Origin of the sequence: Bacillus mycoides (genome assembly GCF_018742245.1) — a bacterium.
Lineage (GTDB): Bacteria > Bacillota > Bacilli > Bacillales > Bacillaceae_G > Bacillus_A > Bacillus_A cereus_U.
In genome coordinates, this window is the sequence record NZ_CP036132.1 from 2,466,454 (window position 1) to 2,492,620 (window position 26,167).

Consider the following 26,167-nt stretch of genomic DNA (forward strand, 5'->3'; position numbering starts at 1 on the left):
AATACGAAGAATGTAGTTGTAATATATGGTTGTACAAAAATCTTCCCCATTAATTGTTGCATAACGGATAACCGATTTAATTAAAGGGCATTATCAAAAAGGGTAGTACTATTAAAAAGAAATGGATAAGGAGTGAGCAAGCGATGGACAACATGATTAATACGGGCAACTTTGGTTTACAAAGGGGACCTGCTCAAAAAACGGTTGGCCAGTATTTGTTCGATTGCCTAAAAATCGAGGGAATTACCGAAATTTTCGGTGTCGCAGGGGACTATAATTTTACACTTCTTGATACTTTGGAGTGTTATAACGGCATCCGTTTTATAGAAGGACGAAATGAACTAAACTCAGGCTATGCTGCAGATGGTTATGCAAGAATCAAAGGAATATCGGCTCTTATTACGACCTTCGGGGTCGGGGAGCTCAGCGCCTGCAATGCGATAGCGGGAGCTAACAGCGAGCATGTACCAATAATACACATTGTGGGCGCGCCTCCTGAGAAGGATCAAAAAGAGCATAAGCTGATGCATCACACCTTAATGGATGGAAATTTTGACGTCTTTCGCAAGGTATATGAGCAGATTACGGCATATACCGCGGTGCTTACGCCGGAAAATGCCAAGATTGAAATTCAGACTGCGATTCGCATTGCTCAGGAAAAGAAAAAGCCGGTATACCTGGTTGTGGCTAATGATTTAGTGACCAAGCCGATTAAAGTCTGGACAGAGCCAGTACCACCACGTTCAGCATCCAATCCGAATACTCTTCAGGCTGCAGTGAATCATGTCCGTACGCTTTTGGAACGTGCCCACCGACCGGTTATCTTGGTGGATGTGAAAACGATGCGTTTCGGCCTTCAGACAGCAACTCGGCAGCTAGCCGATGCAATAAATGTGCCTGTTGTAACGATGATGTACGGGAAGGGGGGATTCGACGAGACCCATCCAAATTATATCGGAATGTATCTAGGCTCTTTCGGAGGTTCTGAAGTCCAAAGTACGGTGGAGAATGCAGATTGTATCATTGCAATCGGCATGGTATTGGCGGACACTAACACGGCGAAATTTACCGCAAAACTGAACCCGCTAATAACTGTCAATATTCAACCAGACATGGTTAAAATCGCTGAGGCGGAATATCCGAATGTTCTTGCAGCCGACATGCTACTTGCCGTGCAGAAGGTGGGTTATAAGGGAAAAGGTTTGACAGAAAAAATTTCATTCCCTTACGATCAATTAACAACTAATGTCGACGGATCTCTATTGGCGGAACGCTATTATCCACGTTTTCAGTGCATGCTGAAAGAGGACGATATTGTGATCGCCGAGACCGGGACATTTTATAATGGAATGGCGGAGGTGAGACTGCCGGGCAATGTAACGTATATCGGCCAAGGTGGATGGCAGTCTATCGGTTACGCAATCCCCTCGGCGTTCGGTGCTATTATGGCCGCGCCGGAACGCCGAGTATTGGTGTTTACAGGTGACGGCGCCCTGCAGCTAACAGCACAGGAAATCAGTTCTATGCTCTATTACGGTTGCAAGCCCATAATCTTTATATTGAACAACGATGGTTATACAATTGAGAAATATTTAAATGTCAAAACAGAGGATCAAAAGTACAACCAAATCCCTCGATGGTCTTACACGAAGCTGGCCGAAGCTTTTGGAGGTAACGCGTTTACCGTTACGGTCCGGACCTATGGAGAGCTTGATCAGGCTATAATCCATGCTGAAAAGGAAAGCGCCGAAAGACTCTGTATAATTGAAATGATCGCAGGGAATCCGATGGACGCACCTGAATATATGAGACGGATGCGTAGTTATATGGAGAAGCAGGAAATGCAGCGCAGTCAGAAATAATATCCAATTCCCTAGTCCCAAATTGGATACTAATTGAACCGTTCTAATCATATTCTTTTAATAAAATGCAATTAAAGGGGTGTAAAGTAAGTTGACAAAAGTTAAGGTTAGTTTACGACCCATTGCAAGTAAGTTCAATTTACCTACTGTTTTGAAAACAACTATACTACCAGGTGACTCAATTGAAAGGTTCTTTATTGCAACTCAGGTAGGAGAAATCTTTTACATAGGAGACGGAGTTATAAGGACTTTTTTAGATATTCGCCCGCGAATCATAAAATTAGGCACATCTGAAGAAGGGGTTTCTAGTAGTGGTTATGATGAGCGAGGATTGCTAGGACTAGCGTTTCATCCACAATTTTATCAAAACGGTTTATTTTACCTTCATTATTCAGTAGCTGGCACTCAAGGTCCGGGTGCCCTTTCTGAATCTTTTAAACCTAATCCATGTGATCCGAAAACTTTAAACTTAAAGTGGGTAAATAGAGATACTCAATATGATCATATTGATACAGTTGAGGAATGGATTTTACAATCACATGGTCAACCTCAAAAACGACGGACATTACTTAACATAAGAAGGCCCTTTTTTAATCATAACGGAGTCAATAGTTTAAACTTTTCACCTGAGACTGGAAAACTTGTTTTTACAAATGGAGATGGTGGATCGGGTTATGATCCATTTAATTTAAGCCAGAATGATTTAGAAATAGCGGGTAAAATAATTGAAATTGATGTAAGTAAAAATACATTAATGAATAACCCTTCAGTAGTTACGTGCTTTAATGAACTTCCTTTATCTATACAAGAAACACTTACAGTAATTGCGAAAGGGATTCGGAATATAACAGGTATTTCATTTCAAAGGTTTTATAATCAGTATATCAAATATGCTGGAAATGTCGGGCAGGATATTGTAGAGTCTATTTTTTCGTTTGTTCATTATAAACCCATACCGGTTACCGAACTTGTTCAAACGCATTTAATGAGATCCACTCCCATTCAAGATGGATTTATTAATTTTGGTTGGCGAGGATGGGAAGGAGAATTACCTACTTCTTTTATAAGGCACTGTTCTGAGAATCCTACTTTGGATGAGAGAACAATGGCTTATTATAATGAAACAATTCAAACGTCAGTGAGACGTATTCAGCCTCTAATTAGTTATTTTCATAAAGATTCCAGACCGGATAAGTTTGGAGGAACTTCACTTACAGGAGTTCAGCCTTATATGGGAACTGCAATACCAAATTTAACTGGTAGCGTCGTATTTACCGATCTTGCCAAAAAAGAAGAATCTCGGTCTCCAGTTAAAGGTGTTTTAGCATATACTAGGGCAAGTATAGACGATAAACGTAATGATTTTCATGTTATTGAAACCAATTATGATTTTGGTGCTCAAGCAGCTTATTATGTTAGTTTAGGAACAAACTTAGATCAAACTAGATTATATTTAGGAGTTTACGGTTCTATGAAAGTAACTGATTTTAACAAAGGTACTATTTATGAAATTGTTCCATGATACGATATAAACTCTAAGTCTAAAAATATAAGAAATTCATTATTCTTCAAAATGCACGACCTGTTGTCCCTCTAAAAAACTTCTATGTATAAACGATTAGTAGAAAGTTAACTCGTAAACTATAAGTGTATGAATAATGATAGTAAGTGATGAATTAGGTATCTTTAGGAGGTATTTTGATGAATCGCTTTAGATGCTATTGGTATCAATGGATGATAGAGCAGGATGCGAATTTTGTTCATAAAAGAAAGGTGACTCCTGCAAGTGGGTTAGTCATTACAGCGTTACTCGGTTCATTTGCTGCTATTTTTCAATCTGCGGGGAACTTAATCCCTGGAATTGGGTTATTTATTAGTCCTTTCGCGACGCTACCGATTTTTCTGGCTATTTGTTATTCTATTCGTGAGGGAGTACTTTCTTATATTCTTACTATTTTCCTATTATTCATTATTGAGCCAAGTGAACTAATTGTCTTTCCCTTTACTACAGGATTATTAGGTATAGCGTTAGGAGTATCCTTTTTACAATTCAAGAGGAGGATTTGGGTAATTTCCTTTTCAGCGATATGTCTACTTATAGGAATTATGATCATTCTCGACATCTTCCGTTTTCCTGTACTTGGTCCTACTATTCATACAACCATGGATATAAAAGTTATTACATTAATATTTATACTGAGTTTTCTATACTGCTGGATCTATGCAGAGCTATGTAGAATAATAATGAATAGAGTATATAAAGTATGGTCTTAACAATTGTATAAAATCTTTTTGAACGAGTACCCTTTCTCATATATTTTCAAAGATTGGAGATTTAAGTCATGTATAACGTTGAAATTAGAAGGCCGAATTCGGATGATATTGATGAACTAAATTTGTTTTTTCGTATAGTTATTACGAATACTTATAAAAACGAAGGGTTATCACAACTATTAGATGACATAGAAAATGAAATTAATTCGAAAAAGCAATATTTGAAAAATGATTTTGATAGTAATGGAGAAAATCGTTACTTTTTATTAGCAATAGATACAAATAACGATAAAATCATTGGAACGATTGAAATCGGTCCAGCAAGTACATTAATTAATAGTTGTACAGGCGGTGTACTTAAGGACTTATATGAAATCGGGACAGTGTTTGTACTTACGGAGTATCAAAGAAAAGGTATAGGAAGTTTGCTGTTAAATGCAATGTTTCTTACTTTACTAGGTAAAGGAATAACAGAATTTTGTTTGGATAGTGGATATAAAAACGCACAAAAAATATGGAAGAAGAAATTCGGAGAGCCTATTTATGTACTGAAGGATTATTGGGGCGAATCAAGTGATCATATGATTTGGAAAAAAAGTTTACATGATATACCTATAATATTTGAATTATAAAATGAAATATGTCTCTGAACATAGCTTTTCTTACATACTTATGCTATTATTTATCTTTATAATAAAAGAGGACGTGAATGAACTTGATTAAAATTAATATTCCTGAAGCTGATGTTTCAATTACTGAACGTAACCAAGTTATTAAAGGAGATGAGCCATTAATTACTCCAATTAACGGTTTTATCGATTTCCACTTGTTCCCTAGAGATAAAGGCGGCATTTTTATGTTTTACAATATTAATGACGAACTTCTTTTCGTAGGTAAAGCTCGTAAAATTAGACAACGTATTAAAAAGCATTTTGAAGATAATGTTTCGCCAATCAAAAATAATCGTGATGAAGTATACCGTATCGATGCATGTATCGTAGAAGATCCAACAGAAAGAGAAATTTACGAAACTTACATCATTAATAAATACAAAGCGAAATATAACGTTGATAAAGTGTTTTATAAATAAACAATATTAGCGAAATGAAACAATCCTAGTACATACACTAGGATTGTTTTTATTTATATAGATTTGTAATTTTTGTCCGTAATGATTTTCCTCGCATTTGTTCCTCCTTATAAGGGAATATATTATTTAATCGGCAGAATTTTTTCGTATTTTAAAGTAATGAGCGGCAATTAAACAAAGTACCCCTATAAATAACATAATAATTCCAAGAGTTTTATGCTTTCCTTCGAAGAAAGGTATGTCTGTAATTACATTTGTCATACATAAGCCTAAGAACACAAGAATTGGTCCAAGCCAAAGTAATATGTTGCCTAATTTTGTGTGTTTCTCCATATAAACCCTCCTTTATTTTTACATATATATCCATCAATATTGCGATCCATAACTTCTAAATAAAAGTTAAAGTAAATCCCCAAGAGAAATATATTTTCTTTCATAACAAAAATTAAAGCATCATATATTGGTACAAGCAAATGAGAAAGGAGATCATCATGAATTGGCTAGAAGCTTTTATTTTAGGAATTATTCAAGGATTGACAGAGTTTTTACCTATAAGTAGTACAGGTCACCTATATTTAGGGCGGCATATTTTTCAGTTAGATGAGGCAGGTTTGTTTTTAGATACGATGCTGCATATCGGAACTTTGCTTGCAGTGTTTATTTATTATAGAAAAGAATTTATTTATTTAATAAAAAATCCATTTTCAAAGCTTATGCTATTACTTATCGTTGGGACGGTACCTGCTGTCGTAATTGGCTTACTATTTAAAGACTTTTTTGAAGAAATTTCAAAAACAGGTATAACAATAGGTTGGGAGTTTTTAGTGACGGGCTTATTTCTTTATATGGCCGATAAACAAAAGAATGGTCGTAAAAAAATGAATGATATTACATATAAAGATGCATTCATAATTGGTTCATTTCAAGCAGTAGCTATATTTCCAGCAATTTCTCGTTCGGGAATGACAATTGTCGCTGCATTATGGAGAAAGTTAGACCGCGAAACAGCGGCGTACTTTTCATTTTTATTATCAACACCGGCTATTGTCGGAGCTATCATCTTGCAATTTGCAGATGTTTTTCAAGGGAAAGCAGAATCTATTTCTAGTACATCATTAATTGTCGGAACATTATCAGCAGCGTTCTTTGGTTACATAGCAGTTTCATGGATGATTCAATATTTAAAACGTCATTCTTTAAAAGTATTCGCGTATTACGTATGGGGATTAGGAATTTTAATTTTAACGTTGCAATTCACACAGGTGTTTTAAATATAATTATCAAGGAATTATTAGTTAAGATCCTGTTCCATTCATACACGACAGGATCTCTTTTCATTAAGGGGGAAAAAATGTTTACTAAAGCTATTGTTATTGGTGGAAGTATAGCAGGGAAACTCACAGCAAAGGCTTTATCTAATGATTTTGAAGAAGTATTCATTTTAGAAGCCGGAGAAAAATGGGATGGAAAATGTCCGCGAAAAAGAGTTCCGCAAAGTAATCATCCGCATGTGTTATTAAAAGGCGGCGAAGAAGCACTTGAGGAGTTGTTTCCTAACATTACTAATGAATTAATTGAAGCAGGTAGCATCGTAAATAACTTTACTCGCGATTTAAAATGGCATCAATTCGGCCTATGGAAGCAGCCTTTCAAAGGCGAAATAAATATGATTCAACAAAGTCGTCTTCTGTTAGAATCACATATTCAAAAACGAATTGAACAAGTTTCAAATGTTACTACGAAGTATGAAATGTTGGTAGAAGGATTACTAGTAGATAACAAGCTTAATAAAGTCTATGGAATAAGAGCTAAATGTTTGAAAACAGGAATGAAAGAAGAATTTCATGCAGATCTTGTTGTTGATGCAAGTGGATTTGGTTCGAAAAGTATAGATTGGTTACAAGAATACAATTTCAAAGTACAAAAAGAGAAAGTAAGAATTGATTTGTTTTACGCAACTAGAATGTTTAGACTCAAAGAAAAAGAAAAATTAGACTGTTGTAATATGCTTATGTCTCCAAGTTTTCCTGAGAATCCTTATGGTGTTCTAATTCAAACGATTGAAGATGATCGTTATTTTGTTACTTTTAGTGGATATGCAAATGAAAAAGCACCGCAAACTGATGATGAATTTTATGATTTTGCTGAAAATCTATCAATCCCTAATGTTACAGAGTTTCTAAACAAATCTGAGGCGATTACCGATATAAAAACGTACAAAATTCCATATCAAGTACGCAGGCGATTTGATCTAGTTAATAATTTACCTGAAAGATTGTTAGTAGTTGGAGATGCGCATTGTCGTTTTGATCCAGTTTTCGGACAAGGTGTTTCAGTTGCAGCTATGGAAGCTCGCCAATTGCAGTTATTTCTTAAAGGAATAAATAATTTGGATAAAACGTTCACTCAAACGTTTTATAAGCATGTTTCTAAGATTATCAAAACACCTTGGGAAATGACGACAACGGAGATAGCACGTCATCCTAAGTTACAGAAAGAATTAACTATGAAACAAAAATTTCAGCAATGGTATACGAAACAAATATATCAACTTTCTGCAAGTGATTCTGATATTTATATTCGGTTAGTTAGAGTTATGAACTTAATTCGTAGTCCATTTCATCTTTTTCATCCTAGAGTATTACTTACTGTATTACTTAGACGAAAGAAATAGCAGGAAAATTATCGTTTGAAAAAGAATATATTACAGTTAGTAAATCGAGAAAGGGTAAACGGGATGGAAATATACATAGAACAATTAAAGAATCAAGACGCTGAAGATTTATTTAATTTCGAACTCACGAACAAATCATTTTTTGAAACAATGGTACCAAGTCGTGGCTCTAATTATTACGTGTATGAATACTTTCAAAAGCAACTTGACGAACTATTAAAAGAACAAACTGAGGGAATTTCTTATTTTCATCTCATACGTAATACAGAAAAAGAAATTGTAGGACGTATCAATTTAGTTGATGTAGATAAGGAAAAACGAATTGGGTCGTTAGGCTACCGAGTTGGAGAGAAGTTTACTAAAAAAGGAGTTGCAGCAGCATCTGTAAAATTGATTTTGGCTCAAGCAAGAGTCTATGAAATTAATGAAATACATGCTATGACAACAACAAATAACATAGCTTCACAAATTGTATTAGAAAAGAGCGGATTTTCTCGTAAAAAGGAAGCGGATACAACTACTGTAGATTTAAACGGGGAAAACGTAAATTTCGTACATTATATTTGGAGGACTACTAAGGGTTAAAAATAATAGGGGGACATGTACATGAAGGATTTACGTTATCCAATAGGAAAATTTACTTATGTAGGCACTATTACAGAAGAAACAATTGATAAATGGATTCAAGAAATTGAGGATTTACCTAATGAACTAACAAGAGCGATAAAAGATTTAGATCAGAAGCAATTAGATACACCATATCGCGTTGGTGGATGGACTGTTCGTCAAGTTGTTCATCATGTTGTTGATAGTCATATGAATAGCTACATACGCTTTAAATTAGCACTGACAGAAAAGAATCCAACTATTAAACCGTACAAAGAAGAAAAATGGGCAGAGCTACCTGACTCAAAACTACCAGTAGATGTTTCACTTGTAATGCTAGATTCATTACATAAAAGATGGGTTAACTTATTATATTCTTTAGAACCAGCAGATTTAGAAAAGACATTTAATCATCCTGAATCAGGAGAAAAGAAACTTGCTGCTGCAATTGGACTATATGCATGGCACGGTCGTCATCATACAGCTCATATCACTTCTTTAAGAGAGCGTTTAAATTGGTAACATTAGAGAAGGCGACAGAAAGTGATGCAGAGATTATATTTCAAATGCAAGTAGAATCATTTAGTTCATTATTAGAAAAGTATAAGGACTATGAAACAAGTCCGGCAAATGAACTTATTGAAAGAACGATTTCGAGAATAAATAATCCGGACGGTGGATTTTATAAAATTTTCGTAAATACGAATCTTGTCGGAGCGATATGTATATCACGTAAAGAAGAGTCATCTAAATTTTGGATAAGCCCGATGTTTATTATTCCAAACTATCAAGGGAACGGAATTGCTCAAAAAGTATTAATTTTAATCGAGGAGATGTTTCCGGAAATAACGACTTGGGAGCTTGCTACAATTTTAGAGGAAGAACGAAATTGTTTTCTATACGAAAAGATGGGATATATAAGAGCGGAATTTAAAAATAAATTAAATGATAAAGCAACATTAATTTATTATAAAAAAGAAAGGTAAAGCACATTTTAAATGCTTTACCTTTTCACATTATTTTAGATTGAATATACAAATTTAATGTATATTCTTCCAAAATGTTCGGGTTAGTAATTTCTAATGTGAATAAATATACAAAAAACGAACTATTTCGTCGTATATGTTACTAACGCTTTTTGAATACTTAATATGCTATCATCGCTTTTAAATTCTTTCGTAATTGGCGCGCTCAAACTAGACACCCATATTTTAAGTTCTGCATCTAAATCAAAATGCCCAGCTGTTTCAATACTAAATTGTGTAATACTTTTATAAGGGATAGAATGGTATTCTGTTTTTTTACCAGTTACTCCTTGTTTGTCTACTAAAATAAGACGGCGATTTGTAAATACGATTAAATCACGAATTAATTTATAAGCATGCTCAACTTTCTCATCATCTAGCATAATCTTTTCTAAATCACGTTCAACGCTTTCTGTACTCGCACTTGATGCATTTCCTAAAATACCACTAAATAAACCCATATGAAATTCCTCCTTTATAATATGTGGAATGAGTTTCTTATATTGTACCATGCTATTGGATAAGACATTATGACATAAGTTCAATAGTTTTTCGTTATTGTTGCAATTAATTTATATAACCTCATCCTAAAATCTTGTGCTAACATGTAATTAAGAAAATAGAAGCAGAGGGATTAAGCATGAAGAATATCGGTTTAGTATTAGAAGGCGGCGGAATGAAAGGGTTATATACTGCAGGAGTACTCGAATATTTTATGGAAAGGGACTTATTCTTTCCGTATGTAGTCGGTGTATCCGCTGGAGCCTGTATGGGAGCAACATATTTGTCACGTCAAAAAGGAAGAAATAAGAAAGTAAATACAGAGCTAGTAGCAGATCACAGGTATATATCTTATCGAAACTTAATTCGAAAACGTGAATTATTTGGAATGGATTTTTTATTTGATGAAGTACCAAACAAAATTGTACCGTTCGATTTTCAAACTTTCCTAAATTCAAATGAACAGTTTGTAATCGGAACGACTGATTGCGAATCAGGACAGGCAGTTTATTATAATAAAATAGAACATGGAAATGATATTTTGAAAATCATTCGTGCTTCAAGCTCTGTGCCATTTATTGCACCTGCTGTAGAATATGATAATCGAAAATTGTTAGATGGAGGGATTATAGATCCTATTCCAGTTTTTAAAGCACAAAATGATGGTTATTTAAAAAACGTTGTTATTATGACAAAGCCAGAAGGATACGAGAAGCAGCGGAATAAATTTTCTGGACTAGCTAAAATTTTATATAGAAAATATCCGAAAATTGCAGATCATTTAGTAGAACATTATCGTTTTTATAATGAAACTGTATCTTATATGAATCACAACGAACAAAAAGATAATTTTTATGTAATTCAGCCAAGTATACAACTTCCTATAAGCGGTATAGAGAGAAATAAAGAAAAGCTCGTTAATTTATATAATCTTGGGTATAAGGATGCTCAATATCATTATGAAAACTTATTGAATTGGATGGAGAAATAAAGGGGTGGAACGTTGGTATTAGGAAAAGAAGTTATTTTTAATGAATTGCAGAAAATGCATAGTCCTCTATATAAACCATTTCCGAATTGTGACATTCGAAAAATACGGAAAGATTATAAAAATATGTTTACAGAAGATGATTGCATAAGTTCTGATTTAAATTATTATTGGATGCATACAGCAGGACCTTTAAGTTATGTACTTAATAAAAACGAAGAGAAAATTACATTTCAACAATTAAGGTGGCTACGAATATCATTTTTCGAATGGTTTCCACAATATCGTTTTCTAGAAACAGAAATTGTGAAGTATCCTATTTTGCATAGAGATTTTATGAATTATGAGAAGGCCCGTAAACTATTACTTTATTACCTTACTGAATAAAAGTGAAAACGTACAGGTTACATTACTTGTGCGTTTTTTTGTTCATAAAATATACAATATTAACAACTTGTTTATATAGGAATTCTAATGAGAAGAAAGAAGTACATATAGAATGATGTAAGGGAGGGATGATAAGTTTAGTAGCCGTTTTCCTTTAAGTTATTGTCCAACTTGAATATAGTTATTTATGTTAAAATATTTCGAGTAAAATCAAGTTCTTAACGATTTTATCAAACATTAAACAAAATAATTTAGAAACGAAGAAGGGACAGCACTAAAATGGAAAACGTATCAAATGTAGATAAATTGGAATCAATAAAATCTTTACAATCAACAATCAATAAACTAAAAAATGCTTTGTCACAGATGACTCAAAAAGGCGCAAATACTACTTTAGTAAAGAAACGACTTAAAGCTGTTTGCATCGGGTTAGCAGTGTTAGAAACCGTTTGGAATCAAGGAACTCATCATTACACACAAGAAGATTTAGCAGAAGCTCGCCATGTTCTTACTGGTTTGCTGCCATCAATCAAGAACTTTTATGATAAGTCAAAGGCTGGTAGTCCCCAAAGAACACTTTTAGAAAGAAGAATAAAAGCGTTGGAACAAGCTATTCAAGCAATTGATAAATTTTCTAATCAATAACTGATCTAAAAGGATGCGTTAGTTCAATAAGAATTAAACAACTTTAAAGAGCCTTATTACAAATAAAATGTAGCAAGGCTCTAATTACAGCAAGTTCTAAACATATTCTTTTTATAGTTCACTTTTAAATAATACAGGTAAGATTCATCTTTACACGCCTCATAATTATTCTCACACTTACACCTTCAAGGACTTCGCATTGTATTTGATGGAATAAAAACCTTTCTATCACAAGAACACTCAATTATTTAATTTATAAAAACAAAATTCCACCTTACATTGTCGTTGCTATAGATCACATTGGTCGGTTAGAGGAGCTAACTAACGATAGAACGAAAACATTGTTAACGGATGAATTACTTTCGTGGATTCAAAATAAGTTTCTAATTGTATCTGTAAATCCAAATGCTAATCATGTTCATTTTTATATAGAAGCAGGAAAAATTGAAACTAAACCTCTTTTAACGGCGAATAGACGCCTGTATAAAGGTTTAAAAGAAAAAAGATAAAAAACCACTTATGAAGAGTTTAAAAGCGGTCATGATAGGGTTTCGTGGCGTGAAAAGCTACCTGGTGGATTGAGGGCATTAAAATATTCAAAAACAACACTATAAAATGAAAAGAGGAATGAATCTATGAATCAAGATGAGTTAGATAAAAAGCTAAAAAAACAAGAAATTCTAGTGAAAGATGAGAAAGTTTGGTCATTTACGTATGAGGATCATATTAGTTCTATTGTTAAACAGGCAGAAAAGAAAGGAGCTTTTAATGATTTACCTGGTAAAGGGAAACCTCTTAATCTTGATAAAGACCTTTCGTACAATCCTGAAAAGCAACTGTATAGAACTTTGGCAAATAATCATGTTTTACCTAGGTGGATTGAGCTTTCAAAAGAAATTGACGATTTAAAAGAAAGACTAAAAGAAAATACAAATACAGCAGAAGCTACAAATACAGCAGAAGCAGCGGATTTAATTCGAACTATAAATAAAAAAGTTATAGAACATAATTTACTTTGTCCGCCAAGTGCGCAAAAAATGAGGGTGAAAACGGATTTTTAACAATTTTCAATCAAGCTATCTCTTGCTATATAATTAAGTTAGGTGTTTTCAATTCGTTACTAAAGGGAGGTAAAAGCTGTGAAAAATACGTATCAACTTCAAATTCCGAAAGAACTAGAACAGTATCGTAGTATTTTAGAAGAAAGTGTGAAACCGTATATTAAAGTGTCTGGAACGCAAGCAGAGACAACCCTTTTTGAAAGTAAGTTTGGTGGATATCCGTATTTACCTATAAATCAAGAGCATCCTAAAGACTCTAATGGCCAACCTATGATGTTACTTGCGCAGTTAAACTTTGAAGAAATGCCGTATATTGAACCCATGCCTCAAAATGGACTGTTACAATTTTTCGTAAGTGCTGATGATGAACTTTTTTGGAATAGATTTTGATCATCCAACTAGCCAAAAAGACTTTCGAATCATTTATCATTCTACAATAACGGAGGATTTAACTAAGGTTATTACTGATTTTAATTATTTAAACACTTTAGATTTAGAGCATTTTATCATACCTGAAGCAGCTAAACTAAAGTTTGAATTGAATTATCAACCAGTAACATCAAGAGATTATCGATTTGAAAAGATTTTTAATAAAAACATTGATTGGGAAGAAATTGTGGATGAAGAAAATAAAACAGAATTAGGCGAACTGTATGATGATCTATGCGAAGATCAAGGGCATAAAATTGGCGGGTATCCATTCTTTACACAGACAGATCCGAGGGAATGGGAAGAAAAATACCAACAACATGATATATTGTTGTTGCAAATCGATACAGACGATTCATTAAATATTATGTGGGGAGATTCTGGTGTTGCTAATTTCTTTATACGCAAGGAAGGTTTATTGAACCTAGATTTTTCCAATGTTATTTACAATTGGGATTGCTACTAAAAAGAAATAAATGGATTACTAGCTAGCAAAAAATCCTCCTGAAGGTGAGGAGGATTTTTTGCGTTGAAAATAAACGTTATGTTAACTAGGACGATGAATACAATAAAAGTCAAGTGTAAATAAAAGAAATAACAACAAAAATATAAATTAATCAAACATATGTAATTAACAATAAATCTATAAAGCAAAACATAAAATGAAATTTATAATTTATATTTTGTATAGAAAAATTTATTTCGCATAAAAAACTTCCGTGCTAATCAAAATTATTTTTGACTCGTTAAACGATAATCAATAATCGATTAAGATTTGCTGTGATTAATTTATAGCAAAATAAACGATAAAAACTGTAGAAATTCATTTAGATAAGATTTTATGTGAATCTCATTAAAAACCTCCGTTCCATCTCATTAAGTATAGTTTACTTGGTTTTTGATACAGAGAAACACTTACTCTATACAACTTTGTATAATATATATTATGTTAACTAGTAAAAAGTAATAAACCTATTATATGTTAGTTATAGTTGTTAGGCTCCCCTTTTTAATTGGGTTAATAATCTGTTATAGATTGTGTGGTTATTTGTTGTTTTAAGTTGTTCATGTTGTGTTATTGATAAGAATGTTTCCGTGTATAATTTATATTTTAGTTAATAAAAAACGCAATTTGTTAACTTCTACAGCTGAACTTGCTGGTGGATTGTTTGTGTTGATGTATTGATCTCGAATATCTCTAACAATGGCCATTTGAGAAATGTCCGTCAAGAAAAATGTTAATTTTACTACATCATTAAAATTTAATTCTGAAGCTTCTAACGTTACTTTAATATTTTCAAATACTTGGCACGTTTGTGTACCTAAATCTCCATTCCCGACTATATGACCATCAGCATTAATCGCTACTTGTCCAGATATGTAAATTGTTCGTTTAGCGTTACTAACTTCGACTACATGTGAGCAACCGAAAGTTGCTGGCAAAGTTTCCGGATTGATAAATTTCTTTTGCAATGTACTTCTCTTCTTTTAATATCGCATTTTCTTTATATATTAATTCTAATTAGTTTCTGAACTATTGTTCTTGATGGTAATAGATGCTACTGATACAAGCAGTAAAAAGTTTTGTTTTTCCTGAGCCTATTTCATTATTGGATATAAGAGCAAGAATTGTGTTTATGACGGCGCTATGAGTAACTAAAATAACTTTACTATTTGGGTGTTGTTTCTGGATTATATTCAAACCGGTTATAATTCTTGTTTTTAGAAATCTTCTTGGTTCTTGATTTATATAATTACGATTTGGAAACATTTGCGTTCGCTCTTCTGTCGTTAATCCTGAAGCCATACCATAATCGCGTTCTATAAAAATCTCCATTTCAATAAGGTTTACTGGTATTAACATGTATGTATTTATGATTTCAGCTGTTTGCTTTGCTCTTGATAAAGGACTAGAAATAATAATGTCCAATTGTTTTTCACGTAAATATAGGCCGCATTTTTCAGCTTGTTGTTTACCATGTTTATTTAGCTTAATGTTCTCGCGACCTTGGAGCTTTCCAATAGCATTCCACTCCGTTTCCCCGTGCCTAACTAAGCATATAACAGCCATACACGTATCCTCCTGCTACAATGTGAAGTTAAATTCTATACATACAGTTTAAAGAGTTATATATGTTTGATTCCCTCGAGAGCTGCTTTTAATTACGTCTTGGTTTATTAATTCATCAGTTACTTTTGTATAGAAAAAGTGATACCACTATATAAAAAATTCTTCATAGGTTATTTCCATTGAGTATCTGCTGCTTACGTAATATTCTTTAAGAGGTTGATCATTTTCCTTTAACAATAAGATTAATTCTTCACTAATTGTGTTAGCGATTTCGCTAAGAATAGATAAGTCGGTTGTTTTAAAAACTGGAATAATAGGCTGTGCATTTTGATTTAAGCCTAGTTTTTCGTAAAATACATTTAAATTTAAGTCTATTTGACTATCTACTGCTACAAAATTTTTTACTAATTGCTTTTTCGCGTAATTAATATCAGTAATAGCATCGTGAAAATGTTCTTCAAGTATTTCCTTATTCGCTGTTATTAAATTTAAGGTTGAATATCGCGTGTTTCCATAAAGGCCAATTTGAACTTGTCCTAAATCAAAATACGTATTACCATACATTCCGAATGCCCCTATGTCTATTTGTGCCTGTTCTTGGATCGCATAATAATATCTTTTCTCATTTTTCAAAGGTCGTTCCGTTTCTAAATAGTTTTCTTCAATATTATCTATTTGTCCAAAATCTAGTAACACACCACTATAAAGTAATAGACTATACGATTCTTTAGGTAAATGATTAAATGTTTCAATTCTTTTAGAAATAATATCAATTTGATTAGAATATTTCTCAATCATTTTAAGTGTAGGCTTAATTAGAGGTTTACATAGGTTATACAATTTATCCCCTTCATAAGCTGTTATAACCATACACGTCGGATAGTAGCCTTCTAATTCTAATAAATAAATGTGCTTTTCAAATTCTTCATTAGTCCAATTTAGTACTGTCTTTATAGTATTTGATTCAATTCTAAGATGAAGCATAACAAGTAAATATTGAAGATTTGTTTCACTTATTTTTATAGTTGGAGAATTATCTCCAGATGAAATCATTTTAGTCTCATAAGCTGTTTGTAGTATTTTCTCTGGGGTATTATTAGCAAGCATCATTACAGCCCTTCTTTTTAAATAAGTTAATTGTAAAATCTATGTATTTACTATGTTCTATAAATAAAAATAAGTACCCTTTAATAATCTCAAATTAAAAACCTTAGTATGCTCCTTTTGGATAATTAGTTACCTACCTGCTTCTATAACGTATAACGAAACGTACGTTCTTTGTTGTGTATGAGAAAGAATTTACTTAAACAAAACAATTTACAAATACATAATATTAGTTTTAGCTGCTGCTAAATGAATTCTATTTTATATATAAATAATAAATTTGAAGAATTTATTAAATGTACTGCATTAAAGATGAAAGGTAAAACGATATAGTTTACACTAATAACAGCTAGAATAACAACATACGTATATTGTTAAACGTAAAAAGGAGAACTAATGAAAAAGAAATATATAAATCAAATTCATACTGATGTAAGTTTTAAACCAAAAGATATTATAGGTTTAATGACTGATTACTTTAAAATAAAAACAAAGTTGCGACCTATAAAGAATTTACCCATTGTTTTATCGAATAAAGATAATGAGTCTTTAGATAGTGTTACATGGTTTGGACATTCTGCTGCCCTTTTAAAAATAGAAGGTAAAAAGCTGTTATTAGATCCTATGTTTGGCGATGCCTCTTCCCCATTTCCTATTTTTAATAGTAAACGTTATAGTGGTGCTTTTTCGTTAGAACGTGAAGATCTTCAGGAAATTGATGCGATTATCATTTCGCATAATCACTATGACCATTTAAATTACAAAAGTATTATGCAGTTAAAAGATCGTGCAAAGCACTTTTATGTTCCGACTGGAGTTGCGCGTTATCTTATTAAATGGGGTGTTTCACCTAGTAAAATTAGTGAGCATAATTGGTGGGATGAAATTACGTTTGATAATATTAAATTAGTTTGTACACCTGCAAGGCATTTTTCTGGACGAAGTATGACAGATAGAGATAGTTCGTTATGGTGTTCATGGGTTATCCTTGGTCAAGAAACGAAAGTCTTCTTTAGTGGTGATAGTGGATATGCTCCGCACTTTAAGGAAATTGGTAATAAATACGGTCCATTCGATCTTACTTTAATGGAATGCGGGCAATACGATACGAGATGGTCTGCAATTCATATGTTGCCAGAAGAAACAGTACAAGCTCATATTGACGTTAAAGGAGAATTGCTTGTTCCTATTCATTGGGGTGCTTTTACATTATCATTACATGAATGGAGTGATCCAATTGAGCGAGTTACGAAAGAAGCAAATCGTTTAGGGGTTAATATTGCAACGCCGCAAATAGGTGAATCTATTACGTTGAAAGCTAAAGATTATCCTACTTCAGATTGGTGGCGAGAAGTATAATTATAACAAAAAGCGAACTATATTAAATAGGTTCGCTTTTTGTTAATTCACTTATTTTGGAGTTCTCTTATATCTACTGGAATTGCATTTTTCATCTTTTCTTTAGTCCAATATTCTGTAGAGTCTTCTAGATGGTTTGAATCTTGAATAGTTAATGGGATATTTGGAGATTTTTTAAATTGAGTAAGAGTATCTTTTTTACTAGATGCCGCAAAAGCTAAATAAATAATTGAGGATAATATAATAATCATACTAGTGGTATATATCCAAAATAAAAGCTTTTCTTTTTTCATGAATTCCTCCTTCTTATATATTCCCCTCTTAAAACAAATATTTACTATAAAGTATTCTTTATAAACTTCTCAAACTTCCCATGTGATGTTTCAATTTGATTTGTTCTCCACATAATGAATCTCTCCTCAAAATAATGAATTCATTGCTGTGTTTTCTAGATTGCTTCTCCCGCATCAAATGACAAACTCTTTTTCTTTTAGTTCTTTAAACTCGTAGGATAGTAATTTATGGTTTGATAAAACACAAATATGTTCTCATATAGCTTCATTGTTTAGTACTTCAGGTAAAAACTTAGGTATCATCTCTCCTGCACCGTAATTATAGTCGCTTAATATCCAGGATACAATTTTCCAATCTAAAATCCCTTCAGATACCTTTTTAGGCGTGTCATATGTAAACTCGTAAGGTAGTTCTATTATATAAACATATATGCGACCAAAATATAAAGAGTCTTCCCATTTAATAATGCCTTTAAATTGAATTTGATTTTGTTCAACATCTATATTTGTTTCTCCTTTTTCTATCTTCCCTCCTACCCCATTCCATAATCCTTTTACAGGGTCATATTCTCTATTTAACATAAGTATCTCTTCATTTCTTTTTATAAAACATAAAGTATGCTTGTACATAATTTAATTCCTTCTTTTGTTCTTAATAAGTTCTAACAGGCGATATTAAATATACTGCTGCAGATTGTTCACCTGCTTCAATTAATATCGGTCTCATGGAACCGCCAAAACTTAAAGTAACTCTATCTTCTTTTATTGCTTTTAAAGTATCGACCATATATCGTCCATCGAAAGATATATTTAATTGCTTTTCACCTTGAATAGCATCTATTTGTTGTGTCTCGGATATTTTACCAATCTGAGAAGCGTTAGAAGAGATTTGTATTGTGGATGCGTCAATGATTTCTAAGTTAACGTTGTTGTTTGCCCATTCACTAGCTAATAAACTTGACCGATCTACACCTTGTAAAATCTGTTTTCTATCTATATTAATAACCGTTTGGGATTCATTTGGAATTAGACCGGATATATTAGGATATTTCCCTTCAATAAGCCTTGAATACAATGTAATTGTACCGAATTTAAAGATAATGTGACTCTCTGAAAGATATATGTATACTAAATTCGAATTACTGTTCATTAATTTTAGTAATTCACTAATAGTGGAACTTGGTACAACGCAATTCAATTTCGCATGTGAAGAAATGGTTATTTCACGTAAAGCCAGTCTGTGCGAATCAGTAGCAACACAAATTAATTTGTTATGATCAATAACGAAATGTACGCCAGTAAGAACGGGTCTAGATTCATTTTTAGCTGCTGCAAAGACAGTTTGTTTAAATACTTCAATCAATTGCTCTGTTTCTACTTGTATTTCTGTATGATTGTCTATAAGTGGTACATTCGGAAACTCATTTGCCGAGAGTCCATTTAAGTGTAAAGTAATTTCATCAGATTGAATTGTAATCAACTGCTCATTCATACTTTTTATTAAAATCTCACTTGGCATTTTCTTAATAATTTCAATGAAATATTTTGCAGGTACAATAATACTCCCTGCTTTTAAAATAGTTGCAATTTTTTCTTCTTTAAGTGAACTAGGTATAAATTTTTCAATGAAGATATTCGAATTACTTGCGATTAAAGTAATTCCAAATTGATCTGCTGTTATTTTTATTCCGGATAATATAGGAATTAAAGTTTTTGTTGAGATAGCTTTACTTACTTCTGAAAGAGCTTGTGTAAATTGTTTGTGATTAACGATAAACTCCATTTTTCCCCCGCCTTAAATGAAATACTATCTTTATGAAGATTGATGAATAATAGTTCCATTAAAAATATAAGGAACTGTTTCTTTCTTTTGTAAAAGGCTTTTTAAGTGTTCTGGTATACGTAAATAAGGTTCTGCTGAATCTAATTCCATCCAGGTAATCTCTTCAATCTCTTTTGGCCGTGATATACAGATTTCCCCTCCGATTATTTCTCCTAAAAAATTAAAGAAGATTGCATGATGTCCTCTCTCCTCAAAAAAGGCTTCACTAATGGAACAAACCCCTTTTACGGATATATCTAGCCCTGTTTCTTCTTTTACTTCACGAATTGCTGCCTCTTCTAACGTTTCCCCGAATTTAACTGCTCCACCTGGTAAAGTGTAATAAGAACCATTTTTCCCTTTGTTTTTAACCATTAATAGCTTTTCATGAGTTTCATCATATAGAAGTGCGTATGTAACATTTACTTTTTTCATATGTAACCCCCTTGAATGGTAAAAATTTTCTGTCTTTATTTTATTCTATCATTAAATTGTTTGGATTCATAAAAAGTAATTTGAGTAAATAACTAATACGAAACGATATCGTGTTCATAGACACACAAAAGAAAAGAGCATATTTTGAAAAAAATCAATCATAATACACTCTTTAATGATTCGTTTATAACCGTTTTTCTAAATAGTAATGATTATGTCCTTTAGGATGATCTTCACTTCCCCCTATCACTTTATACCCATGCTTCTTATAAAAATTAGGGGCTTGGAAACTAAAAGTATCTAATTTGATTAGCCTACATTCTTTTTCAATTGCAAATTCTTCAATAAGATTCATTAAATTGCTTCCGTAACCTTCGTGCCTGTATTCTTCAGAAACCCATAGAAAGTCAACATGTACATGGTGCCAAAATGTGATTGCCGTTATCCCTCCTACTATTTCTTCTTTTTCATTTTTCACTATAAAACTAATCTTTTCTGAAGGTGTTTTTTCTTCATTTGAAAGTTGTTTTTGGTTATATTCAATTACTTTTTCTCTTATGTAATCACTATCTTCTTGTACCCATTGCTTTACTATTTGCATTTTAACTATCACGCCCCTTTACATTATTTATTCAATTTAATAATCGGAATGTCCTGTCTTCTTTAATATTAGATTATGAAATAAGTACAAGGATAAAATTAGATTTTTTGAATGTCATCCATTGTTTATACATTTTTTTGTAAAGCAAAAGAGCCCTAGTATAAGGACTCTTTCTTAGCATTAAGCTATTTTTCGATTTAACGATTTGATTTCCTTCTTCTTTTCTGCATTTGGAGGGCGGATTACTATAGAGATAACGAAAGATATAACAGATAGAACACCGATTGTAATGAAAGTTGGCTGAAATCCGCCGAGTAGTGCTCCAATGAATGATCCTGCAAGTGCACCAAAACCGAAACCTTGGTAAACAATCCCGTAGTTTGTACTATGGTTTTTTAATCCGAAGAAATCCCCGACGATTGCTGGGAATATTGTGATATTACCACCAAAGCAAAAGGCAACACTTGCTACACAAGTAAAATATATCCCGTAATTTAGTGGAATGAAACTTAAAGTAAAGACGGACAATCCAATAATAATAAACGTTGCAGAGACAATTTTTAATCGACCTATTTTATCTGATAATGTTCCGAGAATGATTCTACCAATCGTATTAAAAACTGCAATCATTGCAACGGCGTTAGCAGCGGTTGCTGCACTAAGTCCAACGAGTTGTACTCCAATATCTTTTACCATACCGATTAAATATAAACCACCCATACAGGATGTAAATAGCATGAAAAACAAGAAATATACTTGTTTCGTTCGCATCATTTCACGCGGAGTATAGTCATTGTGTAATGTTTCAGTTGCGGTGTTACTTACAATTGCTTCACGTAAGAAGAACGATCCGATTAATACTAAAAGTAAGACGATAATACCCCAATATAAAAATGCTTGTGATACACCAAGACTATCGATAAGATTTCCGTTTACATATCTAAAGATTAAGCTCCCCATTCCATATGCTGAAACAGATATACCAGAAATAAGCCCTTTACGGTTTGGAAACCATTTAATTAAATTAGATAGTGATGTAATATATGCTGTTCCATCAGCATATCCAACGACAACACCGGCTAATAAATAAAGTAATGGTAATGAGGAAACTTGTGAACTAAGTATTAAACCGAGTCCTAAAACAATTCCAGCTGTAGCGATCAGTTTACGAAGTCCAAATTTTTGTTGTAGCTTTCCTGCAAATAGAGTTGAGAATGATAAAGAAAAACTCGTAATTGAGAAAGTGATCGCGACTGAATTGAGGTTCCATCCAAACTTACTTACAAGGGGTTGATTAAATAAACTCCATGTGTAAATTGTTCCTAGGCCAATTTGAACAATGATTGTACCTAGAACAATTAACAACGGATTTATAGATGTTTGTTTCATACTAACTGTCCCCTTCTTTTATCATGACATGAATTTTCACAGTTAGTATATCCATGATAAATTGCAAGATACTGTACGGAAAATGGAAATTAAGTTAGCTTACACAAAAAGACACTTCATCAAGAAGTGCCTTTTTGTAGGTTATATACAGCATTTAAAGAAAGCTTTGTTAAGATAAGACATTTTCGAATGCTTATGTACATATATTATCAAATAATTTGCTGAAAGTGATGAGACTTAAGACGTATTTTTCTTTCATAAATAAGTCGGAGAGAAAATTAATATTCAATTTCCTCGAAGTCTTTCGGCTGCGGTACAGTTTGCATATTAGCTGCATCTTTCGGATCGCTATAAATCGCGTTTTGTTCTGTGTTTACATCCTTTATATTTTTCTTTTTATTTTTATTCACTTCATTTTTCATTAAAGTTCACTCCTTTTTATTATAGGAGTAGTTATGCCCTAACCATATTATTTTTACTGCTACTAAATGTATCAGCGACTAAATTGCTAAATTCACGTAAATAATATAAATAATTATCCCCACCATAGTTGTATCTTTTATTGTACATTTTAGCAACGACGACATTATATTCTGGAATGACTAATATCGTTGGTCCTGTAATTCCTAATATTTGATAGGAACCTTTAGGAACTCGCTCACCAAGTTCACTAAATAAAGCAGGTTCATTTTGAACGAACCAAAACAACCCGTTTTGAGGTAGTTCTTTATTTGTATACTCTGGACTTTGTAAGCTCGTAGCAAGTGCTATAACTTCTTTTGGGACAATTTGTTTACCATTTAAAAACCCGTTATTTAAATGCAGGTTCCCCCAGTATGCAAATTCTCTCGCAGAGACAAACAAATTTTTCTCGGAGCCGTCATCTACTGTACCAACACTATTTATGGCATCTTCATTTGGATTTACAACAACCTTAACTAAATTATCATCTTGCTTTATTCTCCATCCAGTTTCTTTGAAATCAGCAGGTATGAATACACGCTCTTTTAATAATGCAGGAAAACTCTTATTATACAGCTGATAAATAAGCTGCGTCACCATTCTTACATTAATATCTCTGTACCCCCAAGCTTGTCCCGGCTCAAACTCACGAAAAACTGTCCCATCATCGGTTTCATTTAAACCGTGTGAATGAGTTACTAAATGTCTTATCGTTGTCTTACCGAGTAATGAAGGATCATGTTTTTCAAAATAATTTACTGCCTCGTCATCAAGTGATTTTATTTTCCCCTCATAAACTGCATAAGCTACCATTAATCCTAAATAGCTTTTTCTTGCGGAAGCGACATTGAACTGTGAAGATATGGTTACTTTTTTACTAGTAGGAGTATTTGAATGCGTTCCACTATAATGCTCGAGCACAATCTTATTATCTTTAATAATACAAAGTGCTGCCGCAGAACTTTGATTGGTCTCTTTAATGTTTTCTACCCATGAAATTAATTTTTCATATTTGTACAAATAAATATCCCCCTAAAACATATAAAAATGACAGCATGAAAGAAAAGTTTCAATACAGTATAACTTTGCATCGGCACTTTTCTTTCATGTGAAATATTATTGATCTATAGTACTTAAATAATCCACCAGCTCCAGCAATTAGAACAGCTGAAACAACCAACGCAGCCTACACAACCTACACAACCGCCACAACGTCCGCCGCCACAACCACCACAGCGACCACCACAACCGCCACAACGTCCGCCGCCACCGCATCCGCCACAACGACGTGCATCGTCTTGAATGTAGTAATATGGATATTGATTTTGTTGCTGATCCCAATAAACAACATTACCAGGTTGATAAGCATTAAGGTTTAATGTTTGTAGTTCTTGTTGAAAATCATTCATTATGAAACCCTCCATTGATAAATGTAAATTCCGTCCATATCTTTAAGTTTATTTACTTTTAAAAATAAAGTAGAAATAAGGCTATAGACTAAATGCGTACATCAACAAAATATGACTTTACACTAGGTGATGTACCTTGTTTATGAGCCTATTTTCTTTATATTCTTTTAGTGGACGTAATTAATATAAATAAAGACAATTAAAAGTTACTAATCCAGCAAGTTAATAGTTCATCACTTAATTTTCTTTCTAGTAATTCTTTTACGGAAGGTGTTGGCATTATTGTATAGGAGTTTATATTTTCTTTATTAAAATCAATCCAGTGAAATGCTAAATGGGACTCTTTAGATATTGGAGTAAAATCTGATTTTAACTCATTTGAATCTATTTCAAAAATGTGGTTAATTTCATGGTGAAGGGTTTCTTTGGTTTGCCATTGATTTTCTATGACGCCTAAAAATTGTTTTATACTGCAAGTTACTCCAAGTTCTTCTCGTAACTCTCTTAGTAGTGCATTCTCTGCTGATTCTCCAATTTCAACATGGCCACCGGGTAAAAAATAGTGATGTCCTATGTATTCAGCAACTAGTAATTTTTCATCTTTTATCATGATAGCTCGTACAATATGATGGAATTTACTTTTCATTTTGTATTCCTCCTAATCATTCACTTTATACTTGCTCGAAAATTGTCATTTAAAAGCGAGATAATATAAATCATAGGTGTTTCATATGGATGAACATTATTAATAACTGCAAGAGAACATTTTACATGTGCTCGTTTACAATTTAATTAAAACTAATAATTTTGATAAATGATTCTAAAAAAGAGTATGTTTATGAAAAAAATTATCAAAACATACTCTTAATATTTTTAGTTGATTCATTCGTTTACAAAAGGTTTGATTATTCCCTTTCTAATACTTTTCCCTAGGTAAATTCATTCTCAAATTCAAATTTACCTGTTTGTACAAATTTTAGACCCTTAGCGAACCACGAAAACCCCTTGCGGCATAGTAGGATTCTGCTCCATTGTGATACACAAAGACATGGCCAAAGCGATAATCGCAAAAAAGGGCACCGCCAAGTTCTCTAATATCAGAAGGTGTTTGCACCCAACTCGACGTCTTCATATCGAAATTTTCAAGATTATGCAACACACGATATTCTTCTTCCGTTAATAGTTCAATGCACATAGCAGTTGCCATATCAATAGCGTTATTTTCTGGTTTATGTTTCTTTCTTGATTCTAGCGCTTCAAGGTCATAACAAACACTTCTACGACCTTTAGGACTTTCTGCTGAACAATCGTAAAAAATGTATTCGCCTTTTTCTTTATCAAAATCAACAACATCAGGTTCGCCACCAGTTCGTTCCATTTCATTGAGCGACCACAACTTTTCAGCATTAACATCCAGCTTCTCTTGAACATTAGCCCACTCTAGACCTGTATGGCGGTTCATGTTATTCTCAAAACGATCTTTCAATGTTTGTAGTAATTCTTCACGTTGCTCTAGTGACAACTCCTTTTTATTACTTTCTTTCATATTAGTTCCTCCCATGATGTTTTTATTAATGATAGTTTAAGTATATATAAATACTGTTTTATAATAAAATGTTTAAATAATTGTGTGAATTCTGCTTGCAATAATTTATATGACTTAGTAACACCACTTCTCCG

Annotated in this window: 29 protein-coding genes and 4 pseudogenes; 17 read left to right on the forward strand and 16 right to left on the reverse strand. The window is 32.8% G+C overall.

The features are described 5' to 3' along the window. Positions 1-143 precede the first annotated feature (143 nt). From EXW56_RS12455 to EXW56_RS12475, 5 genes are all read left to right on the forward strand, one after another. Positions 144-1,862, forward strand: coding sequence for an alpha-keto acid decarboxylase family protein (locus EXW56_RS12455; RefSeq protein WP_215597537.1), 1,719 nt, complete (start codon positions 144-146; stop codon positions 1,860-1,862). Positions 1,863-1,953: 91 nt separating this feature from the next. Beyond that, positions 1,954-3,384, forward strand: a complete 1,431-nt coding sequence (locus tag EXW56_RS12460; RefSeq protein WP_215597538.1) for a PQQ-dependent sugar dehydrogenase — start codon at positions 1,954-1,956, stop codon at positions 3,382-3,384. 179 nt (positions 3,385-3,563) lie between these two features. Next, positions 3,564-4,136 carry a YybS family protein gene (locus tag EXW56_RS12465; protein WP_215597539.1) on the forward strand — a complete coding sequence of 191 codons (573 nt, stop codon included), beginning with the start codon at positions 3,564-3,566 and terminating at the stop codon, positions 4,134-4,136. Between the two features lie 68 nt (positions 4,137-4,204). Continuing rightward, the gene (locus tag EXW56_RS12470) at positions 4,205-4,768 is read left to right on the forward strand and encodes a GNAT family N-acetyltransferase (protein ID WP_215597540.1); all 564 of its coding nucleotides are present in this window, start codon (positions 4,205-4,207) and stop codon (positions 4,766-4,768) included. A gap of 77 nt (positions 4,769-4,845) precedes the next feature. After that, positions 4,846-5,226: a nucleotide excision repair endonuclease gene (locus EXW56_RS12475; protein ID WP_002013261.1), complete on the forward strand. Its 381-nt coding sequence runs from the start codon at positions 4,846-4,848 to the stop codon at positions 5,224-5,226. Positions 5,227-5,352: 126 nt separating this feature from the next. Here the strand turns inward: EXW56_RS12475 and EXW56_RS12480 are convergent, their stop codons facing one another. Next, entirely contained in the window at positions 5,353-5,559 is a 207-nt protein-coding gene (locus EXW56_RS12480; RefSeq protein ID WP_002161639.1) for a hypothetical protein, read from the reverse strand. A gap of 158 nt (positions 5,560-5,717) precedes the next feature. Here EXW56_RS12480 and EXW56_RS12485 point away from each other — a divergent pair, with 158 nt between their 5' ends. The 5 genes from EXW56_RS12485 to EXW56_RS12505 all read left to right on the forward strand — a co-directional run bounded on the left by EXW56_RS12485 (position 5,718) and on the right by EXW56_RS12505 (position 9,492). Further along, entirely contained in the window at positions 5,718-6,497 is a 780-nt protein-coding gene (locus tag EXW56_RS12485) for an undecaprenyl-diphosphate phosphatase (RefSeq protein WP_215558541.1), read from the forward strand. A gap of 80 nt (positions 6,498-6,577) precedes the next feature. Beyond that, positions 6,578-7,900 carry an FAD-dependent monooxygenase family protein gene (locus EXW56_RS12490; protein WP_215597541.1) on the forward strand — a complete coding sequence of 441 codons (1,323 nt, stop codon included), beginning with the start codon at positions 6,578-6,580 and terminating at the stop codon, positions 7,898-7,900. A 63-nt stretch (positions 7,901-7,963) separates the two neighbouring features. Continuing rightward, complete coding sequence (locus EXW56_RS12495) at positions 7,964-8,485, forward strand: GNAT family N-acetyltransferase (protein WP_215558611.1); 522 nt, start codon at positions 7,964-7,966, stop codon at positions 8,483-8,485. 21 nt (positions 8,486-8,506) lie between these two features. Next, positions 8,507-9,028, forward strand: a complete 522-nt coding sequence (locus tag EXW56_RS12500) for a YfiT family bacillithiol transferase (protein ID WP_215597542.1) — start codon at positions 8,507-8,509, stop codon at positions 9,026-9,028. Then, on the forward strand, positions 8,968-9,492 hold the full coding sequence (locus EXW56_RS12505; protein WP_002200364.1) for a GNAT family N-acetyltransferase: 525 nt from the start codon (positions 8,968-8,970) through the stop codon (positions 9,490-9,492). The genes EXW56_RS12500 and EXW56_RS12505 overlap by 61 nt, the downstream gene beginning before the upstream one ends. Before the next feature lie 122 nt (positions 9,493-9,614). Here EXW56_RS12505 and EXW56_RS12510 read toward each other — a convergent pair whose 3' ends face one another. Beyond that, positions 9,615-9,992 carry a PH domain-containing protein gene (locus tag EXW56_RS12510; protein ID WP_215597543.1) on the reverse strand — a complete coding sequence of 126 codons (378 nt, stop codon included), beginning with the start codon at positions 9,990-9,992 and terminating at the stop codon, positions 9,615-9,617. A 179-nt stretch (positions 9,993-10,171) separates the two neighbouring features. Between EXW56_RS12510 and EXW56_RS12515 the strand changes: the two genes are divergently transcribed. The 6 genes and pseudogenes from EXW56_RS12515 (at position 10,172) to EXW56_RS27650 (ending at position 14,008) form a co-directional block, all read left to right on the forward strand. Next, complete coding sequence (locus tag EXW56_RS12515; protein ID WP_215558544.1) at positions 10,172-11,023, forward strand: patatin-like phospholipase family protein; 852 nt, start codon at positions 10,172-10,174, stop codon at positions 11,021-11,023. A 12-nt stretch (positions 11,024-11,035) separates the two neighbouring features. Beyond that, positions 11,036-11,407 (forward strand): YxiJ-like family protein, encoded by a 372-nt coding sequence (locus tag EXW56_RS12520; protein ID WP_215597544.1) that lies wholly within the window; start codon positions 11,036-11,038, stop codon positions 11,405-11,407. A gap of 279 nt (positions 11,408-11,686) precedes the next feature. Next, positions 11,687-12,052 carry a hypothetical protein gene (locus EXW56_RS12525; protein WP_215558546.1) on the forward strand — a complete coding sequence of 122 codons (366 nt, stop codon included), beginning with the start codon at positions 11,687-11,689 and terminating at the stop codon, positions 12,050-12,052. Between the two features lie 100 nt (positions 12,053-12,152). Continuing rightward, positions 12,153-12,666 (forward strand): annotated as a pseudogene (locus EXW56_RS27640) (alpha/beta hydrolase); the annotation flags it as partial. A 21-nt stretch (positions 12,667-12,687) separates the two neighbouring features. After that, entirely contained in the window at positions 12,688-13,113 is a 426-nt protein-coding gene (locus tag EXW56_RS27645) for a DnaJ family domain-containing protein (protein ID WP_252188350.1), read from the forward strand. 78 nt (positions 13,114-13,191) lie between these two features. Further along, positions 13,192-14,008, forward strand: a pseudogene (locus EXW56_RS27650) (YwqG family protein). A 638-nt stretch (positions 14,009-14,646) separates the two neighbouring features. Here the strand turns inward: EXW56_RS27650 and EXW56_RS12545 are convergent. From EXW56_RS12545 to EXW56_RS12555, 3 genes and pseudogenes are all read right to left on the reverse strand, one after another. After that, entirely contained in the window at positions 14,647-15,015 is a 369-nt protein-coding gene (locus EXW56_RS12545) for a RidA family protein (protein ID WP_215558548.1), read from the reverse strand. Between the two features lie 61 nt (positions 15,016-15,076). Then, positions 15,077-15,613 (reverse strand): histidine phosphatase family protein, encoded by a 537-nt coding sequence (locus EXW56_RS12550; RefSeq protein ID WP_215558549.1) that lies wholly within the window; start codon positions 15,611-15,613, stop codon positions 15,077-15,079. 48 nt (positions 15,614-15,661) lie between these two features. Then, positions 15,662-16,720, reverse strand: a pseudogene (locus EXW56_RS12555) (hypothetical protein). Positions 16,721-17,113: 393 nt separating this feature from the next. On the opposite strand from EXW56_RS12555, the gene EXW56_RS12560 reads away from it, so the two are divergent. Continuing rightward, positions 17,114-18,076: an MBL fold metallo-hydrolase gene (locus tag EXW56_RS12560; protein ID WP_016104974.1), complete on the forward strand. Its 963-nt coding sequence runs from the start codon at positions 17,114-17,116 to the stop codon at positions 18,074-18,076. 47 nt (positions 18,077-18,123) lie between these two features. Here EXW56_RS12560 and EXW56_RS12565 read toward each other — a convergent pair whose 3' ends face one another. The 11 genes and pseudogenes from EXW56_RS12565 to EXW56_RS12615 form a co-directional block, all read right to left on the reverse strand. After that, the gene (locus tag EXW56_RS12565) at positions 18,124-18,369 is read right to left on the reverse strand and encodes a hypothetical protein (protein WP_002200354.1); all 246 of its coding nucleotides are present in this window, start codon (positions 18,367-18,369) and stop codon (positions 18,124-18,126) included. Positions 18,370-18,543: 174 nt separating this feature from the next. Next, positions 18,544-18,999, reverse strand: a pseudogene (locus EXW56_RS12570) (NUDIX hydrolase). Between the two features lie 22 nt (positions 19,000-19,021). Continuing rightward, positions 19,022-20,152 carry a DNA polymerase III subunit beta gene (gene dnaN / locus EXW56_RS12575; RefSeq protein WP_215558551.1) on the reverse strand — a complete coding sequence of 377 codons (1,131 nt, stop codon included), beginning with the start codon at positions 20,150-20,152 and terminating at the stop codon, positions 19,022-19,024. Between the two features lie 30 nt (positions 20,153-20,182). Further along, positions 20,183-20,626: an NUDIX hydrolase gene (locus EXW56_RS12580; protein ID WP_002147574.1), complete on the reverse strand. Its 444-nt coding sequence runs from the start codon at positions 20,624-20,626 to the stop codon at positions 20,183-20,185. A gap of 184 nt (positions 20,627-20,810) precedes the next feature. Next, the gene (locus EXW56_RS12585; protein WP_070146532.1) at positions 20,811-21,227 is read right to left on the reverse strand and encodes a GNAT family N-acetyltransferase; all 417 of its coding nucleotides are present in this window, start codon (positions 21,225-21,227) and stop codon (positions 20,811-20,813) included. A gap of 180 nt (positions 21,228-21,407) precedes the next feature. Then, positions 21,408-22,616 (reverse strand): L-lactate MFS transporter, encoded by a 1,209-nt coding sequence (locus EXW56_RS12590; RefSeq protein WP_215558552.1) that lies wholly within the window; start codon positions 22,614-22,616, stop codon positions 21,408-21,410. A 278-nt stretch (positions 22,617-22,894) separates the two neighbouring features. Next, positions 22,895-23,038, reverse strand: coding sequence for a hypothetical protein (locus EXW56_RS12595; protein ID WP_215558553.1), 144 nt, complete (start codon positions 23,036-23,038; stop codon positions 22,895-22,897). A 31-nt stretch (positions 23,039-23,069) separates the two neighbouring features. Further along, positions 23,070-24,098, reverse strand: coding sequence for a serine hydrolase domain-containing protein (locus EXW56_RS12600; RefSeq protein WP_215558554.1), 1,029 nt, complete (start codon positions 24,096-24,098; stop codon positions 23,070-23,072). Between the two features lie 113 nt (positions 24,099-24,211). Then, the gene (locus tag EXW56_RS12605) at positions 24,212-24,487 is read right to left on the reverse strand and encodes a heterocycloanthracin/sonorensin family bacteriocin (RefSeq protein WP_215558555.1); all 276 of its coding nucleotides are present in this window, start codon (positions 24,485-24,487) and stop codon (positions 24,212-24,214) included. Between the two features lie 199 nt (positions 24,488-24,686). Further along, the gene (locus tag EXW56_RS12610; RefSeq protein WP_215558556.1) at positions 24,687-25,133 is read right to left on the reverse strand and encodes an NUDIX domain-containing protein; all 447 of its coding nucleotides are present in this window, start codon (positions 25,131-25,133) and stop codon (positions 24,687-24,689) included. A 330-nt stretch (positions 25,134-25,463) separates the two neighbouring features. Then, entirely contained in the window at positions 25,464-26,033 is a 570-nt protein-coding gene (locus EXW56_RS12615; protein ID WP_215597548.1) for a DUF4256 domain-containing protein, read from the reverse strand. Positions 26,034-26,167: the final 134 nt, after the last annotated feature.

Coding starts and splice junctions, on each gene's coding strand:
- EXW56_RS12455 (WP_215597537.1), top strand. CDS start 144: ATGGACAACATGATTAATACGGGCAACTTTGGTTTACAAAGGGGACCT.
- EXW56_RS12465 (WP_215597539.1), top strand. CDS start 3,564: ATGAATCGCTTTAGATGCTATTGGTATCAATGGATGATAGAGCAGGAT.
- EXW56_RS12470 (WP_215597540.1), top strand. CDS start 4,205: ATGTATAACGTTGAAATTAGAAGGCCGAATTCGGATGATATTGATGAA.
- EXW56_RS12475 (WP_002013261.1), top strand. CDS start 4,846: ATGAACTTGATTAAAATTAATATTCCTGAAGCTGATGTTTCAATTACT.
- EXW56_RS12480 (WP_002161639.1), bottom strand. CDS start 5,559: ATGGAGAAACACACAAAATTAGGCAACATATTACTTTGGCTTGGACCA.
- EXW56_RS12485 (WP_215558541.1), top strand. CDS start 5,718: ATGAATTGGCTAGAAGCTTTTATTTTAGGAATTATTCAAGGATTGACA.
- EXW56_RS12490 (WP_215597541.1), top strand. CDS start 6,578: ATGTTTACTAAAGCTATTGTTATTGGTGGAAGTATAGCAGGGAAACTC.
- EXW56_RS12495 (WP_215558611.1), top strand. CDS start 7,964: ATGGAAATATACATAGAACAATTAAAGAATCAAGACGCTGAAGATTTA.
- EXW56_RS12500 (WP_215597542.1), top strand. CDS start 8,507: ATGAAGGATTTACGTTATCCAATAGGAAAATTTACTTATGTAGGCACT.
- EXW56_RS12505 (WP_002200364.1), top strand. CDS start 8,968: ATGGCACGGTCGTCATCATACAGCTCATATCACTTCTTTAAGAGAGCG.
- EXW56_RS12510 (WP_215597543.1), bottom strand. CDS start 9,992: ATGGGTTTATTTAGTGGTATTTTAGGAAATGCATCAAGTGCGAGTACA.
- EXW56_RS12515 (WP_215558544.1), top strand. CDS start 10,172: ATGAAGAATATCGGTTTAGTATTAGAAGGCGGCGGAATGAAAGGGTTA.
- EXW56_RS12525 (WP_215558546.1), top strand. CDS start 11,687: ATGGAAAACGTATCAAATGTAGATAAATTGGAATCAATAAAATCTTTA.
- EXW56_RS27645 (WP_252188350.1), top strand. CDS start 12,688: ATGAATCAAGATGAGTTAGATAAAAAGCTAAAAAAACAAGAAATTCTA.
- EXW56_RS12550 (WP_215558549.1), bottom strand. CDS start 15,613: ATGGCTGTTATATGCTTAGTTAGGCACGGGGAAACGGAGTGGAATGCT.
- EXW56_RS12560 (WP_016104974.1), top strand. CDS start 17,114: ATGAAAAAGAAATATATAAATCAAATTCATACTGATGTAAGTTTTAAA.
- EXW56_RS12565 (WP_002200354.1), bottom strand. CDS start 18,369: ATGAAAAAAGAAAAGCTTTTATTTTGGATATATACCACTAGTATGATT.
- dnaN (WP_215558551.1), bottom strand. CDS start 20,152: ATGGAGTTTATCGTTAATCACAAACAATTTACACAAGCTCTTTCAGAA.
- EXW56_RS12580 (WP_002147574.1), bottom strand. CDS start 20,626: ATGAAAAAAGTAAATGTTACATACGCACTTCTATATGATGAAACTCAT.
- EXW56_RS12585 (WP_070146532.1), bottom strand. CDS start 21,227: ATGCAAATAGTAAAGCAATGGGTACAAGAAGATAGTGATTACATAAGA.
- EXW56_RS12590 (WP_215558552.1), bottom strand. CDS start 22,616: ATGAAACAAACATCTATAAATCCGTTGTTAATTGTTCTAGGTACAATC.
- EXW56_RS12595 (WP_215558553.1), bottom strand. CDS start 23,038: ATGAAAAATGAAGTGAATAAAAATAAAAAGAAAAATATAAAGGATGTA.
- EXW56_RS12605 (WP_215558555.1), bottom strand. CDS start 24,487: ATGAATGATTTTCAACAAGAACTACAAACATTAAACCTTAATGCTTAT.
- EXW56_RS12610 (WP_215558556.1), bottom strand. CDS start 25,133: ATGAAAAGTAAATTCCATCATATTGTACGAGCTATCATGATAAAAGAT.
- EXW56_RS12615 (WP_215597548.1), bottom strand. CDS start 26,033: ATGAAAGAAAGTAATAAAAAGGAGTTGTCACTAGAGCAACGTGAAGAA.